The sequence below is a fragment of the Blastococcus sp. SYSU D00868 genome (assembly GCF_054050575.1).
Genome location: NZ_JBJGZO010000015.1, coordinates 23764 through 38703 on the forward strand (window position 1 = coordinate 23764; position 14940 = coordinate 38703).

The following is a 14940-nucleotide window of genomic DNA, read 5'->3' on the forward strand; positions in this document are numbered from 1 at the left end:
CGCGGAGGCCGTGCCCGCCTCGCGTCCGGCGGCTCGTCACTCGAAGAGGACGACGCCCCGGATGTTGCGGCCGGCCTTCATGTCGTCGAAGCCCTCGGCCACCTGCTCCAGGGTGTAGGTCCGCGTGACGAGCTCGTCCAGCTTGAGCGTCCCGGCCACGTACTGGGCCAGCAGGCTGGGCACGTCCCACTGCGGGTTGCAGCCGCCGAACAGCGCGCCCTGGATCCGCTTCTGGAAGACCGTCAGCAGCGTGTTGCTGACGGGGATGCCGCGCTGGCGCATGCTGCCGGTGCCGGTGACGACGACCGTGCCGGCCTTGCGGACCGCGTCCACCGCCTCGGCGACGAGGTCGCCGGTAACGACGCCCGCAGCGACCACCGCGGCGTCGGCACCCTGCCCGCCGGTCAGGGACCGGGCGATCTCGGTGCCCTCGGCCATGGTGGCCACGGCGTGCGTGGCGCCGAACTGCTTCGCGCTCTCCCGCTTGAACTCGACCGGGTCGACGGCGATCACGGCCCGGGCGCCGATGGCCCGCGCGGCCTGCACGCTGTTCATCCCGACCCCGCCGACGCCCATGACGACGACCACGTCACCGGCCCGGGCGTCGGACATGTTGGTCACCGACCCCCACCCGGTGGGGACGCCGCACGCGACCAGCGCCGCCTTGTCCAGCGGCAGGTCGCGGTCGATCCGGACCGCCGACCGGGCGTCGACGACGGTGTGCTCGCTGAACGCCGAGACGCCGTAGGCCTGCGCCACCGGCCGGCCCTCGTAGGACATCCGGAAGCTGCTGGGGTCGTCCAGCCGGGCGCCGGTGAAGATGCGGGCGCCGAGGTCGCAGAGGTTCTGCCGGCCGGTCGAGCACATCCGGCACCGGCCGCAGACGGCGACGAAGCTCAGCACCACGTGGTCGCCCTCGGCCCACCCGGGGGTGTGCGGGCCGACGCCGACGACGACGCCCGCGCCCTCGTGTCCGCCGGCCAGCGGGAGGCGCAGCGGCGGGGCGGACCCGGGCGGGACGTCGTGGTCGTCGGTGTGGCAGAGCCCGACGGCGGCCATCCGGACGAGCAGCTCGCCCTCGCGGGGTTCGTCGAGGTCGACCTCGGTCACCTCGTACCGGCCGGGCTGCGTGTGGAGGACTGCGCTACGGGTCTTCACGGCTGCGTCTCCTGGGCTCGGAGGTGAGCGGCCGGCCGTGGTGCTCGAGGTCGCCGCCCGGTGGCGAGGGGATCCGGCGGAGGGGGTTCGAGGACGCTGGAGAGCCGGATGCTAGCGGGGTCCCCGCCCGCCCGGGACCCCTCTCGCCGCCCCGGCGGTCGGGCGGGACGGCCGTCGGGCGGGACGGCCCGCCCGACCGCGCCACGGCTACCAGAGGCGGTAGAGCTCCGCCGCGTTGCCGCCCATCACCGCGACCTGGGTGTCCGGGCGGAGCCTGCCGACCTGCTCCTTGACCATGTCCAGCGGGTTGGGGTGCAGCGACGTCGGGTGCGGGAAGTCGGTCTCGAACATGACGTTGCCCTGGCCGACCGTGTCGATCAGGTGCTGCAGGTCGCCGCGACCCTTCTCGAACCAGAAGGTGGCGTACCAGTTGTCGCGGAAGTACTCCGAGGGCAGCTTCTGCAACGTGTCGAACCACTCGGGGGCGTTCTCCTCGAGCTCGTAGTCCATCGCCTCGAGCATGAACGGCACCCAGCCGATGCCGCTCTCGACGGAGACCATCTTCAGCTCGGGGTGCCGGTCGAACATGCCCGAGTAGGCGCTGTTGAGCAGCACCTGGGAGTTGTTCAGGAACAGCGAGGCGCCGCCGATCGCGGGCTTGACGTAGTCGTCCTGGCTCGGCCAGTAGGTGGTGCCGAAGTAGGACAGCGAGGTCTGGCTGGCGCCGATGTGGAAGTGCACCGGCAGCTTCATCCCGGCGCAGACCTCCCAGAACGGGTCCCAGGCGGGGTCGCCGAGGTCGGCCGAGCCGGCGTCCTGCGGGTGCGCGGTCATGTTCACGCCGCGCATGCCCAGCCCCGCGCAGCGCTGCGCCTCGCGCACGCAGGCGTCGATGTCCCACGCCGGCATGATCGGCATGGGCAGCAGCCGGTTGCCCGACTCGGCCTGCACCTCGGCCATGTGGTCGTTGTAGATCTCGACGACCAGCCGCAGCAGCGCCGGGTCGGAGCCGGAGTTGGCGAAGTTCTGGCCGCCGAGGCCGATCGCGTTCGGGTAGACGACCTGCGCGTGGATGCCGAGCTCGTCCATGAGCTCGATCCGCGCCTTCGGGTCCCAGGCGGCCACGTGCACGTCCTGGATGCCCCACGAGCCGCCCTGGGAGTCCCGCCAGGGGTGCTTCTTCCCCTCGAGGTCGATGGTCCCGCCCGAGCCGGCCCGGCCGAACGTCCTGCCCTCGATCACCCACATGTCCACGCCGTCGATGCGCTCGACGTGCGGCACGCGGTCCTCGTAGCCCCGCGGGGCCCGCCGGGTGAACAGGTCGTGGCGTTCGGTCATGTGGGCGTCGGCGTCGACCACCCGCAGGCCCTCGACCAGTGCGGTCACCGCTGCCTCCTCGTCCGCCGGGCGCCGCGGCACCGGCTGCTCGTCCGTTCCGGGATGAGCACGCCTCCACCGTCGGGGGCGGGCGTGCCGGCGGGGCCCCGCCCGCCGTGGGGCCGACGCTACGGACGCCGGGCTTGGATTACAACAGTTGATTTAAACCGCGCCGCATGCCGCCGCGGCCCACCTCAGGGCCCGGGCGGCGACACCGGCGCACGCCAGAGCCCGACGAGCGCGTCGACGATGCCGGTCGCCGCGTCGTGCCAGCTGGCCCGCGCCGTGGGGCGGCCGTCGGCCAGCGCGCGCTCCCGGTCGGCGCAGCCGTGCACGAGCAGCTGGACCTCCATCTCGCGGCGCTCGCGGTAGACGGCGTCGGGCAGGTCGGCGACGCACTCCCGCAGTCCCTCGACCACCCGGCGCAGCGCCGCGGACCGGGCACTGTCCTCGAGCGCCAGCTCGCGCAGCGCCGGGTCGGTGACCACCTGCGCGCGGAACCGGGCGAACCACGTCGGGTCGCCGAGCTCCGCGAGGTGGTCGGTGGACGGGCGCACCAGGCAGGCGACCCAGTCGCGCAGCCCGGGCTCTGCCCCCAGGGCGCCGACCATCTCCTCGCGCCGCCGCTCGATCGGCTCGGAGTGGCGGCGCAGGATCGCGCGGACCAGGTCGGCCCGGGTGCCGAAGTGGTAGCCGACCGCGGCGCTGTTGCGCTGCCCGGCCGCCTCGCCGATGTGCCGGCTGGACACCGCGGCCACGCCGCGCTCGGCGAAGAGCCGCTCGGCCGTGGCGAGGATCAGCTGCCGGGAGGCGTCGCCGCGCTCCATCCGGGCCCGCGGGCGCGGCCGCGGACCGCCACCGGTCCCCTGCGCGTCGGCCACCGGCGCGACAGTAGTTCGCGGACGGCGCCGGTCCCCCGGCGACCGCCCGCGGGTCACCCGGCCGTGTCCGCGCCGGCCGGCGCGCGCTCGGCCGCCAGCCGGGTCCGGTTGATCTTCCCGGCGCTGGTGCGCGGCAGCTCCTCGACGAACTCGAACGACTTGGGCACCTTCGGCCCGGAGAGCCGCTCCTTGCACCAGGCCCGCAGGTCCTCCGCCGCCGGCGGGTCGGGCCACACACGGGGCTGGACGACGGCGTGCACCGCCCGCTGCCACTCCGGGTCGGGGACGCCGATCACCGCGACGTCGGCGACCTCCGGGTGTTCGGACAGGGCGGCCTCGACCTCGGCGGGGAAGACGTTCACCCCGCCGGTGACGATCATGTCCTGGCGCCGGTCGGCGATGTAGAGGAAGCCCTCGTCGTCCAGCCGCCCCATGTCGCCGAAGGTGCGCCACCCGCCCTCCAGCGGGGCCGGCGTCTCGGCGCCGACGTAGCGGAACGGCGCCTCGGTGGCGCCCGACAGCGGTCGCAGCCAGATCTCGCCGACCTCGCCGGCCGGCAGGCGGCGGCCGGCGGCGCCCAGGATCGCGACCTCGCAGTCCGTGCCGCGGCCGGTCGTCCCCGGGTGGGCGAGCCACTCGACGCCGGTGCACGCCACGATGCCCAGCGCCTCGCTGCCGCCGTAGGTGAACATGAACCGCTCGGGCGGCACGAGCTCCAGCCAGATCCGGGTGACCCACTCGGGCAGCACCGCGGCGCCGTAGACCACCCGCTGCAGGCTGGAGAGGTCCCGCTCCCGCACGCCCTCGAGCCGGGCGATCCGCTGCAGCATCGTCGGGACCATGATCGCGGCGGAGACCCGATGCCGCTCGATCAGGTCGACCACCCGGGCCGCGTCGAACCTCTCGACCAGCACCACCGGGTCGCCGCCGAGCAGCGTCGGGAAGCACGAGGCGAACCCGTTGGTGTGGTACAGCGGGCACACCGCGAGCACCGACTGGCCGGCGTCGATCACCGTCGGCGCGGGCACGTACCGGCCGGGCGAGGGCGCCACGATGACCTTCGGCGTCCCGGTGGAGCCCGAGGTGGCGATCAGCCGCGCGTAGGGCGGCACGGGGTCGCCCGGCGGCGGGGTGTCGTCCTCGCCGGCCGTCGCGCGGACGTCGGCGGTGGTCAGCGTGCCGGCCGGGGCGTCGGGCCAGTCCCCGATCAGCAGCCGCGGGCCGGCCAGGGCGAGCAGCCGGTCACGCTCCCAGCCGGGCAGCTCCGGGCGCAGCGGGAGGACGACGGCGCCGAGCTTCCACGCCGCGAAGGTCGCGACCACGTGCTCGGCGGTGCTCGGCAGGCCCAGGGCGACCAGGTCACCCTCCCCCACGCCCGCCCGCGCCAGCCTGTGCGCGACCTGGTTGGCCCGCCGCTCGAGGTCGGCCCAGCCGTGCCGCTGCTCCGTCCCGTCGGCCGCGGCGGCGATCAGCGCCGTGGCGTCGCCGCGCGCGCGGGCCAGCTCGGTCAGCCTGCGGCCGTACGGGATCCCCTCGTCGGTCCCCACGACACCCCCTCGCCTGGCGCGACAGCGTGTCGACCCTCACACGGGAAGGCTTTCGGCGTCCATCACGGACGGTGCGCGGATCGTGCGACCATCGGTCGTCGTACGCGACGGCCGGCTCCGCCGGCTGCACGAGGGAGAGGGCCGGGTGCACGCTTCCGAGTCCGGGTCCCCCGCGCGCCGGTGGGTCCCGGCCGCGCTCCTGCTGGGGCTGTTCACCACGGCGTTCCCGTCGACGATCCTGACGATCGCGGTGCAGCCGATCGCCGAGGACCTCGACGCGCTGCCCTCCACGGTCGTGTGGGTGACCACGGCGCCGCTGCTGGCCGCGGCGGTCACCACGCCGCTGTTCGGCCGGCTCGGCGACCTCCACGGCCACCGCCGGGTCTACCTGGCGGGCGTGGTCGCGGCCACCCTGTTCGCCGCGGCCAGCGCCCTGGCCTGGGACGCGACCAGCCTGATCGCCGCGCGCACCCTGTCCCAGGCCGGCGCCGCGGCCACGGTGCCGACCGCGGTCGCGCTGCTGTTCCGGGTGGCCCCGCCCGGCGAGCGGATGCGCGCCAGCGCCCGGGTCGGCGCGGTCACCTCGGCCGCGGCGGTCATCGGCGTGGTCGTCGGCGGGCCGCTGGTGGACCTCGTCGGCTGGCGGGCGATCTTCCTCGGCCAGGTCGTGTTCTGCGTGCTCGCGCTGGTGCTGTCGCTGCTGGTCGTGCCGGCCGACGACGAGCGGACCCCCGGCTCGCTGGACGTGCCCGGCGCCCTCGCGCTGGCCGGGACGACGCTCGCGCTGACCTTCGGCGTCAACCGGCTGGCCGTCTGGGGCTGGTCGCCGCTGCCCGTCGTCTGCCTCGCCCTCGTCCCGCTCGGCGTGTGGCTGCTGGTCCGGGTCGAGCGGCGGGCCGCGTCGCCGCTGCTTCCGGTCCGGGTACTGGCCTCGCGGAACGTCCGGGTCATCACCGGCGCCAGCCTGCTGCTCGGCGCCGGGTACATGGGCAACTTCGTGGTGACCCCGCTGTTCCTGCAGGGCGTGCTCGGGCTGACCGCGGCGGTGACCTCGCTGCTCACCGTCCCGCGGGCGCTGTCGATCCTCATCGCGTCGCCCACGGCCGGGCGGTGGGGCACGCGCTTCGGCGAGCGGCGGGTGGTCCTGGTCGCCTGCGTCGCGTTCACCGTCGTCCTCGCGTCGATGGCGGCCGGGGCGTGGGCGCAGTCGCTGGTCGCCCTCGCGATCGCCATCCCGCTCAGCGGCTACGCCCACGGCCACGCGGCGCCCGGGATGCTCGCCGCGCAGGGCGCCGCGGTCGACGCCCGCGACGTCGGGCTGGCCGCCTCGCTGCAGCAGACCGGCTTCCAGGTCGGCGCGGTCATCGGCATCGGCCTGTTCACCGCGCTCGCCGGCGACGCGACGACGCCCGGCCCGTTCGCCGTGGTGTTCCTGCTGACCGCGGCCTGCGCGCTGGCCGCCACACTGGTGCTGGTCCGCATGCAGGACACCCGTCAGCCGGCGCCGGAGCTGCCCGCGGTGCCCGACCGGATACCGGACGGCATCGACGCCTGAGCCGGCCCCGGGCCGGTGGTGCACCATGCCAGCCGTGCCCGACACCCCAGCCGCCCTGCCGCACGAGGTCGTCGTGGAGGGGACGCCGATCCGGTACGGCGTCACCGGCCGGGACGACGACGCCCGCGCCGGCGACCTCGTGCTCGTGCACGGGCACGCCGCCCACCACGTGTGGTGGCACGGCGTCGTCCCGCTGCTGGCCGACCGCTGGCGGGTGGTCGTGCTCGACCTCAGCGGGCACGGGGACAGCGGCCACCGCACCGGGTACTCCGGGCAGCAGTGGGCGCGCGAGGTGCTCGCGGTCGCCGAGGCCGCCGGTGCACGGCGGCCCGTCGTCGTCGGGCACAGCCTGGGCGGCCGGGTGGCACTGCTCGCCGGCGGCCTGCACCCCGACCGGGTCGCCGGCCTTGTACTGCTGGACTGCGGGATCCTGCTGCCGGACACGCTGCGCGGGCGCACGCTGCCCCCGCCGCGGCCGCCACGGGTCCACCCGACCCGCGAGGCCGCGGTCGCCGCCTTCCGCCTCGCGCCGCCACAGCCTCCCCCGCCCGCCGAGCTGTTCGACCCGGTGGCGGAGTACTCCGTGCGCCCGGTGGAGGGCGGCTGGACGTGGAAGCACGGGAGCCAGCAGTTCCCGACCCTCTACGACGAGCACGTGATGCACGCCGCGACCACGCTCACCGTGCCGGTCGCGTACGTCTCCGGCGGGGAGAGCCCCGTGGTCGACGAGGCGAAGGCCGCCGAGGTCGCCCGGATGCTGCCCGGCGTCCGCGCCGTGCGGGTGCCCGGCCTGCACCACCACCTGGTCCTCGAGGACCCGGTCACGGTCGCCCGGCTGATCGACGACCTGGCGCGGACGCCCGCCTGACCTGCTCTTTGCCACAACCGGGGCGTTCCCGCCACGGGAACGCGACGTGACGTACCTCCCCGTGTCGGCGCTCGTGGCAGCTCCTGCCTTTCTTGTATGGTTCAAGAAAAGCAGGTTGTCCACCCCAACGAGCGGAGGCAGTTCCCAGTGGCCCTCATCAACACCGAGATCAAGCCGTTCTCGGCCACCGCGTTCCACAACGGTGCGTTCGTCGACGTCTCGGACGCCGACCTGCGCGGTCGCTGGTCCGTCGTCTTCTTCTACCCGGCCGACTTCACCTTCGTCTGCCCGACGGAGCTCGGTGACCTGGCCGACCTGTACGAGGACTTCAAGGCCCTCGGCGTCGAGATCTACTCGGTGTCCACGGACACCCACTTCACGCACAAGGCCTGGCACGAGACCTCGGACACGATCGCCAAGGTCCAGTACCCGATGGTCGGCGACCCGACCGGGACCATCACGAACAACTTCGAGGTCATGCGGCCCGGCCAGGGCCTGGCCGACCGCGCCACCTTCCTGATCGACCCGGACGGCGTCATCCAGTTCCTGGAGATCTCCTCCGAGGGCGTCGGCCGCAACGCCGCCGAGCTGCTGCGCAAGGTCAAGGCCGCGCAGTACGTCCGCGAGCACCCCAACGAGGTCTGCCCGGCCAAGTGGGAGGAGGGCGACACCACCCTCGCCCCGAGCCTGGACCTCGTCGGCAAGATCTGACGGTCCTCCGTCGCACCCGGCGCGGGGCGGGCTCCCGCCCGCCCCGCGCCGGTCCCGTCTCACCACCCCTCTCGCACCCCGGAGGCCCCGACGTGCCCGTGCTCGACCCCGCCCTCGCGAAGCAGCTCGCCCAGCACCTGACCCTGCTCAAGCGGCCGATCGAGCTGGTCGCCTCCCTCGACGACGGCGCGAAGTCCGCCCAGACGGAGGAGCTGCTCACCGAGGTCGCGGCCCTGTCCGACCAGGTCACCTACGTCCGGCGGGACGACGACGAGCGCCGCCCCTCCTTCGCGATCGAGCGCAGCGGCACCGACGTCTCGGTCCGCTTCGCCGGCCTGCCGCTGGGCCACGAGTTCACCTCGTTCGTGCTCGCGCTGCTGCACGTCGGCGGCCACACCCCCAACATCTCCCCGGAGCTGGTCGAGCAGATCCAGTCGCTGGAGGGCGAGTACACCTTCGAGACCGTCTTCTCGCTGACCTGCCAGAACTGCCCCGACGTGGTGCAGGCGCTCAACGTGATGAGCGTGCTGAACCCGCGGATCCGGCACACCGCGATCGACGGCGGCGTGTTCCGCGAGGAGGTCGAGGAGCGCGGCGTGCTCGCCGTCCCGACCGTCTTCGTCGACGGCGAGGTGTTCGACCAGGGCCGGATGACCCTCGAGCAGATCCTCGCCAAGCTGGACACCAGCGCCACCGAGCGCGCCGCCGAGGCCATCGAGGGCAAGGAGCCCTTCGACGTCCTCGTCGTCGGCGCCGGCCCGGCCGGCTTCTCCGCCGGCATCTACGCCGCCCGCAAGGGCATCCGCACCGGGGTGATCGGCGAGCGGCTCGGCGGCCAGGTGCTCGACACCATGGCCATCGAGAACCTGATCTCCGTCCCCTACACCGAGGGCCCGAAGCTCGCCGCCGCGCTGGAGCAGCACGCCGCCGAGTACGAGATCGACGTCATGGGCCTGCAGCGGGCGGCCAAGCTCGTGCCGGCCGACACCGAGGACGGGCTGCACACGGTGGAGCTGGCCAGCGGCGCCCACGTGCAGGGCCGGTCGGTGGTGCTGGCCACCGGCGCCCGCTGGCGGCACATCGGCGTCCCGGGCGAGCAGGAGTACCGCAACAAGGGCGTCACCTACTGCCCGCACTGCGACGGCCCGCTGTTCAAGGGCAAGCGCGTGGCGGTCGTCGGCGGCGGCAACTCCGGCGTCGAGGCCGCCATCGACCTGGCCGGCGTCGTCGCGCACGTGACGCTCGTCGAGTTCGACGACCGGCTGCGGGCCGACGAGGTGCTGCAGCGCAAGCTGCACAGCCTGCCCAACGTCGACGTCGTCCGCTCCGCCGCCACCACCGAGGTGCTCGGCGACGGCAGCCGGGTGACCGGGCTGACCTACACCGACCGGCCCTCCGGCGAGACCCGGCGGCTGGAGCTGTCCGGCGTGTTCGTGCAGATCGGGCTGCTGCCCAACACCGAGTGGCTGGAGGGGAGCATCGAGCTCACCGCGCGCGGCGAGATCGTCGTCGACGAGCGCGGCGCCACCTCGGTGCCCGGCGTCTTCGCCGCCGGGGACTGCACGACCGAGCCGTACAAGCAGATCGTGACGGCGATGGGCGCGGGCTCCACCGCCGCGCTCAGCGCCTTCGACCACCTCATCCGGGTCACCGCCCCCACCGGGGAGCCCGTGACCGCCTGACCCGGGACACGACGACGAGGGGCCGGTGCGGAGTTCTCCGCACCGGCCCCTCTCGTTCCCCCGTCGACGGGCGCTGCGTCCCCCCGTGCAGCGCAGTGCCCGCCCGACCGGAGCTGCGTCCCCCCGTGCGTCGCAGTCCCGGCCGTGCTCCCCGCCCCCCGCGGCGCCCGGTTCCCCCCGACCAGCGGCTCCGTCCCCCCGTGCCGCGGAGACGCTGGTCGACCCGGGCCCCGTGAGGGGCCGGTCGTCTATCGCGCGGCGCCGTCCCGCTGGACCGCCGTGAAGGTGAAGTCCAGGGCGCTGGAGGCGCCGGCCACCGACTCGTCCTCGGCCGTGGCCGGCAGCGCCGCGGTGAGCAGCAGGTGGTCCACCCCACCGGGCGCGAGGCTGCCCAGGCCCGGCAGCGACTCGTCGAGCAGGATCCGGCCGGAGTAGAGCGTCGCCTCGGTGCCCGGGCAGCTCCACGCCCCGCCGACCTGGGCCCAGTCCACCGAGCAGTCGCGCACCGTGAGCTGCAGGCCGTCGACCGGGTCGGCGTCCAGCGCGCTGGAGGTCGTCGCCGCCGAGGCCAGCGAGATCCGCGACAGCGGCGTCGTGCCGTCGTTCACCAGGTCGATCGGGCTGCTCTCCGAGTCGCCGGCCAGGAAGCCGCCGTGCGGGAACAGCGAGAGCGTCGCGGCGCCGGAGGCCTTCGCCAGGTCGATGGACAGCACGCCGGTCGCGGTGGTGGTGACCACCGGGCTGGTGCTGTCGGTGAAGGTGCCGTAGGTGGCGAGGCCGGCCACGGCGCCGGAGACGCCCAGGACGGCGACCGACGCCACCACGCGGGCCCGGTTCCGGCGCCGGCGGGCGGTCGACGCGGTCTGGCTGCTCACTGCTGGTCTCCCTCGGGTCTCGGTGTCGGCGGGTGTTCCCGGCGACAGGACAGACTCTGGAGGGCCATCCGCAGGGCACCCGCCCGGCAACCGCAAGGTCACCGCAAGAAGCGCCGACCTGCGGAGACGGCTTGCCGGCGCCCCTACCGTCGCCTGCGTGAGCGCACCCCTGCACCGGTCCTCCCCGGCGGACGGGTGGCAGCCGGTGACCCTCGTCGAGGCGCGGCCGGACGCGGTGGCCTCCCGGCCCCGGCCCCGGCCCCGACCCCGCCACGCCGCTGGTGACGGCCTCCGGCGCCGGCCTGGCGGCCCTGGCCCGCACCCCGCCGGGGGTGAGGAAGCGGTGCGCCCGCCCCGGCGTTCTGCCTGCGTGACCAGCACCCGGGACGTCGACGTCGTCGTGGTCGGCGCCGGCCAGGGCGGGCTGAGCACCGCCTACCACCTGGCCCGGCTCGGCTTCGCCCGCGGGGACGGGTTCGTCGTCCTCGACGGCGACGACGGGCCCGGCGGCGCCTGGCGGCACCGCTGGCCGTCGCTGACCGTGGGCACCACCCACCGGGTGCACGACCTGCCCGGCCTGCCCTTCCCGGGGCGCGGCGAGCAGCCGGCGGCCGAGGCGGTGCCGGCGTACTTCGCCGACCACGAGCGGCGGTTCGCCCTGCCGGTGCACCGCCCGGTGCGGGTGACCGCCGTGCGCCGGGCCGGGGAGGGCTTCCTCGTCGAGAGCTCGGCCGGCGACTGGTCGGCTCGGGCGGTGGTCAACGCCACCGGCACCTGGACCCGCCCGTTCGTGCCCCGCTACCCCGGCCAGGAGTCCTTCCGCGGCCGGCAGCTGCACACCGTCGACTACCGCTCGGCCGCGGAGTTCGCCGGGCAGTCGGTGGTCGTGGTCGGCGGCGGGGCGTCGGCCGTGCAGCTGCTCGGCGAGATCAGCGAGGTCGCCGACGCCACCTGGGTCACCCGCCGGCCGCCGGTCTGGCGGGAGGAGCCGTTCGACGACGCCGCCGGCCGCGAGGCGGTGGCCCGGGTCGCCGCGGCGGTGCGGGAGGGCCGCGCCCCCGGCAGCGTCGTGGGCAGCACCGGGCTGGTGGTCACGCCGTGGATCCGGGCGGCGCGGGAGCGCGGCGTCCTCGAGCGGCTGCCGGTGTTCGACCGGATCACGCCCGACGGGGTGGCCTGGGACGACGGCCGGTCCGTCCGCGCCGACGCGATCCTGTGGGCCACCGGCTTCCGCGCCGCCGTCGCGCACCTGGCCCCGCTGCACCTGCGCGCGCCGGGCGGCGCCATCCCGGTGGAGGGCACCCGCGTGGTCGGCGAGCCGCTGCTGCACCTGGTCGGCTACGGCCCCACCGCCAGCACGATCGGCGCCAACCGGGGCGGCCGCGCCGCGGCGGTCGACCTGGCCGCCCGGCTGCGGCCGCGCCGCGCCGCCGCCTGACCCCGTCCCGGCGCGAACCCGCCCCGCCCGCCCTGGATGCCGCCCCGGAGAGGACGACGTGACCGCCCAGCTGGTGTTCCTGCACGGGGGCATCGCCTCCGGCAAGCTGACGACCGGCCGCGCCCTGGCCGCGCTGACCGGCCTGCCGCTGTTCCACAACCACCTGGTCGTGGACGCGCTGCTGGCCGTCTTCCCGTTCGGCAGCCCCGAGTTCGTGCGCCTGCGCGAGGAGTTCTGGCTGAGCACCTTCGCCGCGGCCGCCGGGGCGGGCCGGTCGCTGGTGTTCACCTTCGCGCCCGAGCCGACCGTCCCGGCCGGGTTCCCCGACCGCACCCGCGCGGCGGTGGAGGCCGCCGGCGGCCGGGTCCGCTTCGTCGGGCTGCGCGTCTCCCCCGCCGTCCAGGAGGCCCGGCTCACCGGCGCCGATCGCTCGGCGTACGGAAAGCTCACCGACGTCGCCGTCCTCCGCTCGCTGCGCGGGCAGCCGGTCGCCGAGCCGCCGGCCGAGCTCGTCGTCGACACCGACGACAGCCCGCCGCCGGCCTCGGCGCGCCGCATCGCCGAGGCGCTGGGCCTGCCCCTGCGCGGCTGACCCGGGCTCTCCCCTGGGGGACGGATGGGGGTCCGGTCAGGGCGCTCCCGGATGTCCTCGGACGGCGCCGGCCGACAGCCTCGACGCCATGACCGCTGCTGCGCTCCGGGGGACGTCGTGATCGTCGCCCGGGACCTCACCAAGACCTACGGCCCGCGGACCGCCGTCGACGGCGTCTCGTTCACCGTCGAGCCCGGCCGGGTGACCGGCTTCCTCGGCCCCAACGGCGCCGGCAAGTCCACGACCATGCGGATGCTGCTCGGGCTGGACCGGCCCACCAGCGGCAGCATCACGGTCAACGGGCGCCGCTACGCCGACTCCCCCGCCCCGCTGCGGGAGGTCGGCGCGCTGCTGGAGGCCCGCGCCGTGCACCCGGGCCGGACCGCCCGCAACCACCTGCGGTGGCTGGCCGCCAGCAACGCGCTGCCCGCCGCCCGGGTCGACGAGGTGCTGGCCCTGGTCGGGCTGGAGGCCGTCGCCGACCAGCGCGTCGGCCGGTTCTCCCTGGGCATGGGCCAGCGACTGGGCATCGCCGTGGCGCTGCTCGGCGACCCGGCCGTCGTCGTCCTCGACGAGCCGGTCAACGGCCTGGACCCCGAGGGCATCCGCTGGGTGCGCACGCTGGCCCGGCAGCTGGCCGGCGAGGGCCGCACCGTCTTCGTCTCCAGCCACCTCATGGCCGAGATGGCGCTGACCGCCGACCACCTCGTGGTCATCGGCCGCGGCCGGGTGCTGGCCGACTGCCCGACGACGGACTTCATCGCCCGCCACGCCGCCTCGCACGTGCGGGTCCGCAGTCCGCAGGCCGGCGAGCTGGCCGGGGTGCTCCGCCGGTCCGGCGCCGACGTGACCGCCGACGGCGGCGCGCTGCGGGTGCAGGGCGTCGACGCCGCCGGGGTGGGCGACCTCGCCGGCGCGCACGGCCTCGTGCTGCACGAGCTCACCCTCGTCACGTCGTCCCTGGAGGACGCCTTCATGACCCTGACCGCCGACAGCGTCGAGTACGGCGCGGTCCCCGCGGCGGTGGCCCGGTGACCGCCGCCGTGGCGACCCGCGCCCTGCCCCGCGCCGCCCGCCCCGGGTTCGGGTCGGCGCTGCGGGCCGAGTGGGTCAAGTTCTGGTCGGTGCGCTCCACCGGCTGGTCGGTCGCGGCGCTGTTCGTCCTCGGCGCCGGCCTGACCGTGCTGGTGTGCGCGACGAGCGCAGAGTGGCTGGCCAGCTCGGAGGCCGACGAGTCGCCGGCGTCCTTCGTCACCTGGGGGCTGATGATCGCCCAGGTCACCGCCGTCGTCCTGGGCACGCTGGTCGCCACCAGCGAGTACGGCACCGGGATGATCCGCGCGACGCTGGCCGCCGTCCCCCGGCGCGGGTCGGTGCTGGCCGCCAAGGCGATCGTGCTCACCGGCACCCTGCTGGTCGCCGGCACCGCCACCGCGCTGGTCGGCTACCTGGGCGGCAACGCCTTCCTGTCGGCCGAGGGCATCGGCCTGTCCCTGGACGACGACGGGGTGCTGCGCGCGCTGCTCGGCAGCGGCCTGTACCTGGCTGGGCTGGGGTTGCTGTCGATGGCGGTCGGACTGCTGGTGCGGCACACCGCCGCGGCGCTGTCGACGGTGCTCGCGGTCGTGTTCGTGCTGGGCAACATGGCCTTCCTGCTCCCCGGGACCTGGGGCGAGTGGGTGGCGAAGCTGCTGCCGGGCAACGCCGGCTCCGCGGTCACGACCCCGGTGTCGTTCAACCCCGACGCGCTCGGGCCGTGGACGGGGTTCGCCGTGTTCGCCGCCGAGGTCGCGGTGCTGCTTCTCGTGGCCGCCGTGGCCTTCCGCCGCCGGGACGCCTGAGGTGCCGGCCGGCCGGCGGTGGGACAGTGGGCGGGTGACCGCCCCCGATGACCTCACCGCCGGCCGGGCCCGCGCCGACGAACTGCTCCGCCTGCTGGCCGCCGACGAGGACGCCGCTGAGGCCCTGCTCGAGGAGCTCACCGAGGTCCGCGACCTGGCCTTCCTCGGCGCCGGGCTGACCGTCCTCGCCCGCGCCGAGGGCCGCCGCCTGCCCCCCGCCCAGCGCGCGCAGGCCGCCACCCGGCAGGTGCACCTCGGCGTGCTCCGCGACCGCAACCGCACCGACCCGGCCGGGCTGCGGACGTGGCTGCGCAGCGCGGCCGAGGAGGTGCTGCTGCTGCGCCGGCTGGGCGCGGCGGCCGACCGCGTCGCCGGCTGACCCCCGCCGCCGGCCCACCTCTGAGGCATGGGAAGC

14 protein-coding genes are annotated in these 14940 nt (G+C 75.5%); 9 read left to right on the plus strand and 5 right to left on the minus strand.

The features are described 5' to 3' along the window. Positions 1-36: 36 nt before the first annotated feature. The 4 genes from ACI79F_RS14030 to ACI79F_RS14045 all read right to left on the minus strand — a co-directional run bounded on the left by ACI79F_RS14030 (position 37) and on the right by ACI79F_RS14045 (position 4963). Complete coding sequence (locus ACI79F_RS14030; RefSeq protein ID WP_456544050.1) at positions 37-1158, minus strand: NDMA-dependent alcohol dehydrogenase; 1122 nt, start codon at positions 1156-1158, stop codon at positions 37-39. 207 nt (positions 1159-1365) lie between these two features. Beyond that, on the minus strand, positions 1366-2544 hold the full coding sequence (locus ACI79F_RS14035; RefSeq protein WP_456544051.1) for an amidohydrolase family protein: 1179 nt from the start codon (positions 2542-2544) through the stop codon (positions 1366-1368). A gap of 185 nt (positions 2545-2729) precedes the next feature. After that, positions 2730-3416: a TetR/AcrR family transcriptional regulator gene (locus ACI79F_RS14040; RefSeq protein ID WP_456544052.1), complete on the minus strand. Its 687-nt coding sequence runs from the start codon at positions 3414-3416 to the stop codon at positions 2730-2732. 53 nt (positions 3417-3469) lie between these two features. After that, on the minus strand, positions 3470-4963 hold the full coding sequence (locus tag ACI79F_RS14045) for a class I adenylate-forming enzyme family protein (RefSeq protein WP_456544053.1): 1494 nt from the start codon (positions 4961-4963) through the stop codon (positions 3470-3472). Between the two features lie 145 nt (positions 4964-5108). On the opposite strand from ACI79F_RS14045, the gene ACI79F_RS14050 reads away from it, so the two are divergent. The 4 genes from ACI79F_RS14050 (at position 5109) to ahpF (ending at position 9779) form a co-directional block, all read left to right on the plus strand. Continuing rightward, complete coding sequence (locus tag ACI79F_RS14050; RefSeq protein WP_456544054.1) at positions 5109-6518, plus strand: MFS transporter; 1410 nt, start codon at positions 5109-5111, stop codon at positions 6516-6518. Between the two features lie 34 nt (positions 6519-6552). After that, the gene (locus ACI79F_RS14055; RefSeq protein WP_456544055.1) at positions 6553-7386 is read left to right on the plus strand and encodes an alpha/beta fold hydrolase; all 834 of its coding nucleotides are present in this window, start codon (positions 6553-6555) and stop codon (positions 7384-7386) included. Between the two features lie 147 nt (positions 7387-7533). Next, positions 7534-8097 (plus strand): alkyl hydroperoxide reductase subunit C, encoded by a 564-nt coding sequence (gene ahpC / locus ACI79F_RS14060; RefSeq protein WP_456544056.1) that lies wholly within the window; start codon positions 7534-7536, stop codon positions 8095-8097. 92 nt (positions 8098-8189) lie between these two features. After that, a complete protein-coding gene (gene ahpF, locus ACI79F_RS14065; RefSeq protein ID WP_456544057.1) occupies positions 8190-9779 on the plus strand; it encodes an alkyl hydroperoxide reductase subunit F in 1590 nt (529 codons plus the stop codon). A gap of 248 nt (positions 9780-10027) precedes the next feature. On the opposite strand, the gene ACI79F_RS14070 is transcribed toward ahpF, so the two are convergent. After that, positions 10028-10654 carry a hypothetical protein gene (locus ACI79F_RS14070; protein WP_456546600.1) on the minus strand — a complete coding sequence of 209 codons (627 nt, stop codon included), beginning with the start codon at positions 10652-10654 and terminating at the stop codon, positions 10028-10030. A 370-nt stretch (positions 10655-11024) separates the two neighbouring features. Here ACI79F_RS14070 and ACI79F_RS14075 point away from each other — a divergent pair, with 370 nt between their 5' ends. The 5 genes from ACI79F_RS14075 (at position 11025) to ACI79F_RS14095 (ending at position 14904) form a co-directional block, all read left to right on the plus strand. Continuing rightward, positions 11025-12092: an NAD(P)-binding domain-containing protein gene (locus ACI79F_RS14075; protein ID WP_456546599.1), complete on the plus strand. Its 1068-nt coding sequence runs from the start codon at positions 11025-11027 to the stop codon at positions 12090-12092. Positions 12093-12150: 58 nt separating this feature from the next. After that, entirely contained in the window at positions 12151-12684 is a 534-nt protein-coding gene (locus ACI79F_RS14080; RefSeq protein WP_456546598.1) for a hypothetical protein, read from the plus strand. Positions 12685-12801: 117 nt separating this feature from the next. Then, the gene (locus tag ACI79F_RS14085; protein WP_456546597.1) at positions 12802-13719 is read left to right on the plus strand and encodes an ABC transporter ATP-binding protein; all 918 of its coding nucleotides are present in this window, start codon (positions 12802-12804) and stop codon (positions 13717-13719) included. Beyond that, positions 13716-14525: an ABC transporter permease gene (locus ACI79F_RS14090; protein WP_456546596.1), complete on the plus strand. Its 810-nt coding sequence runs from the start codon at positions 13716-13718 to the stop codon at positions 14523-14525. The genes ACI79F_RS14085 and ACI79F_RS14090 overlap by 4 nt, the downstream gene beginning before the upstream one ends. 34 nt (positions 14526-14559) lie before the next feature. After that, positions 14560-14904: a hypothetical protein gene (locus ACI79F_RS14095; RefSeq protein WP_456546595.1), complete on the plus strand. Its 345-nt coding sequence runs from the start codon at positions 14560-14562 to the stop codon at positions 14902-14904. Positions 14905-14940: the final 36 nt, after the last annotated feature.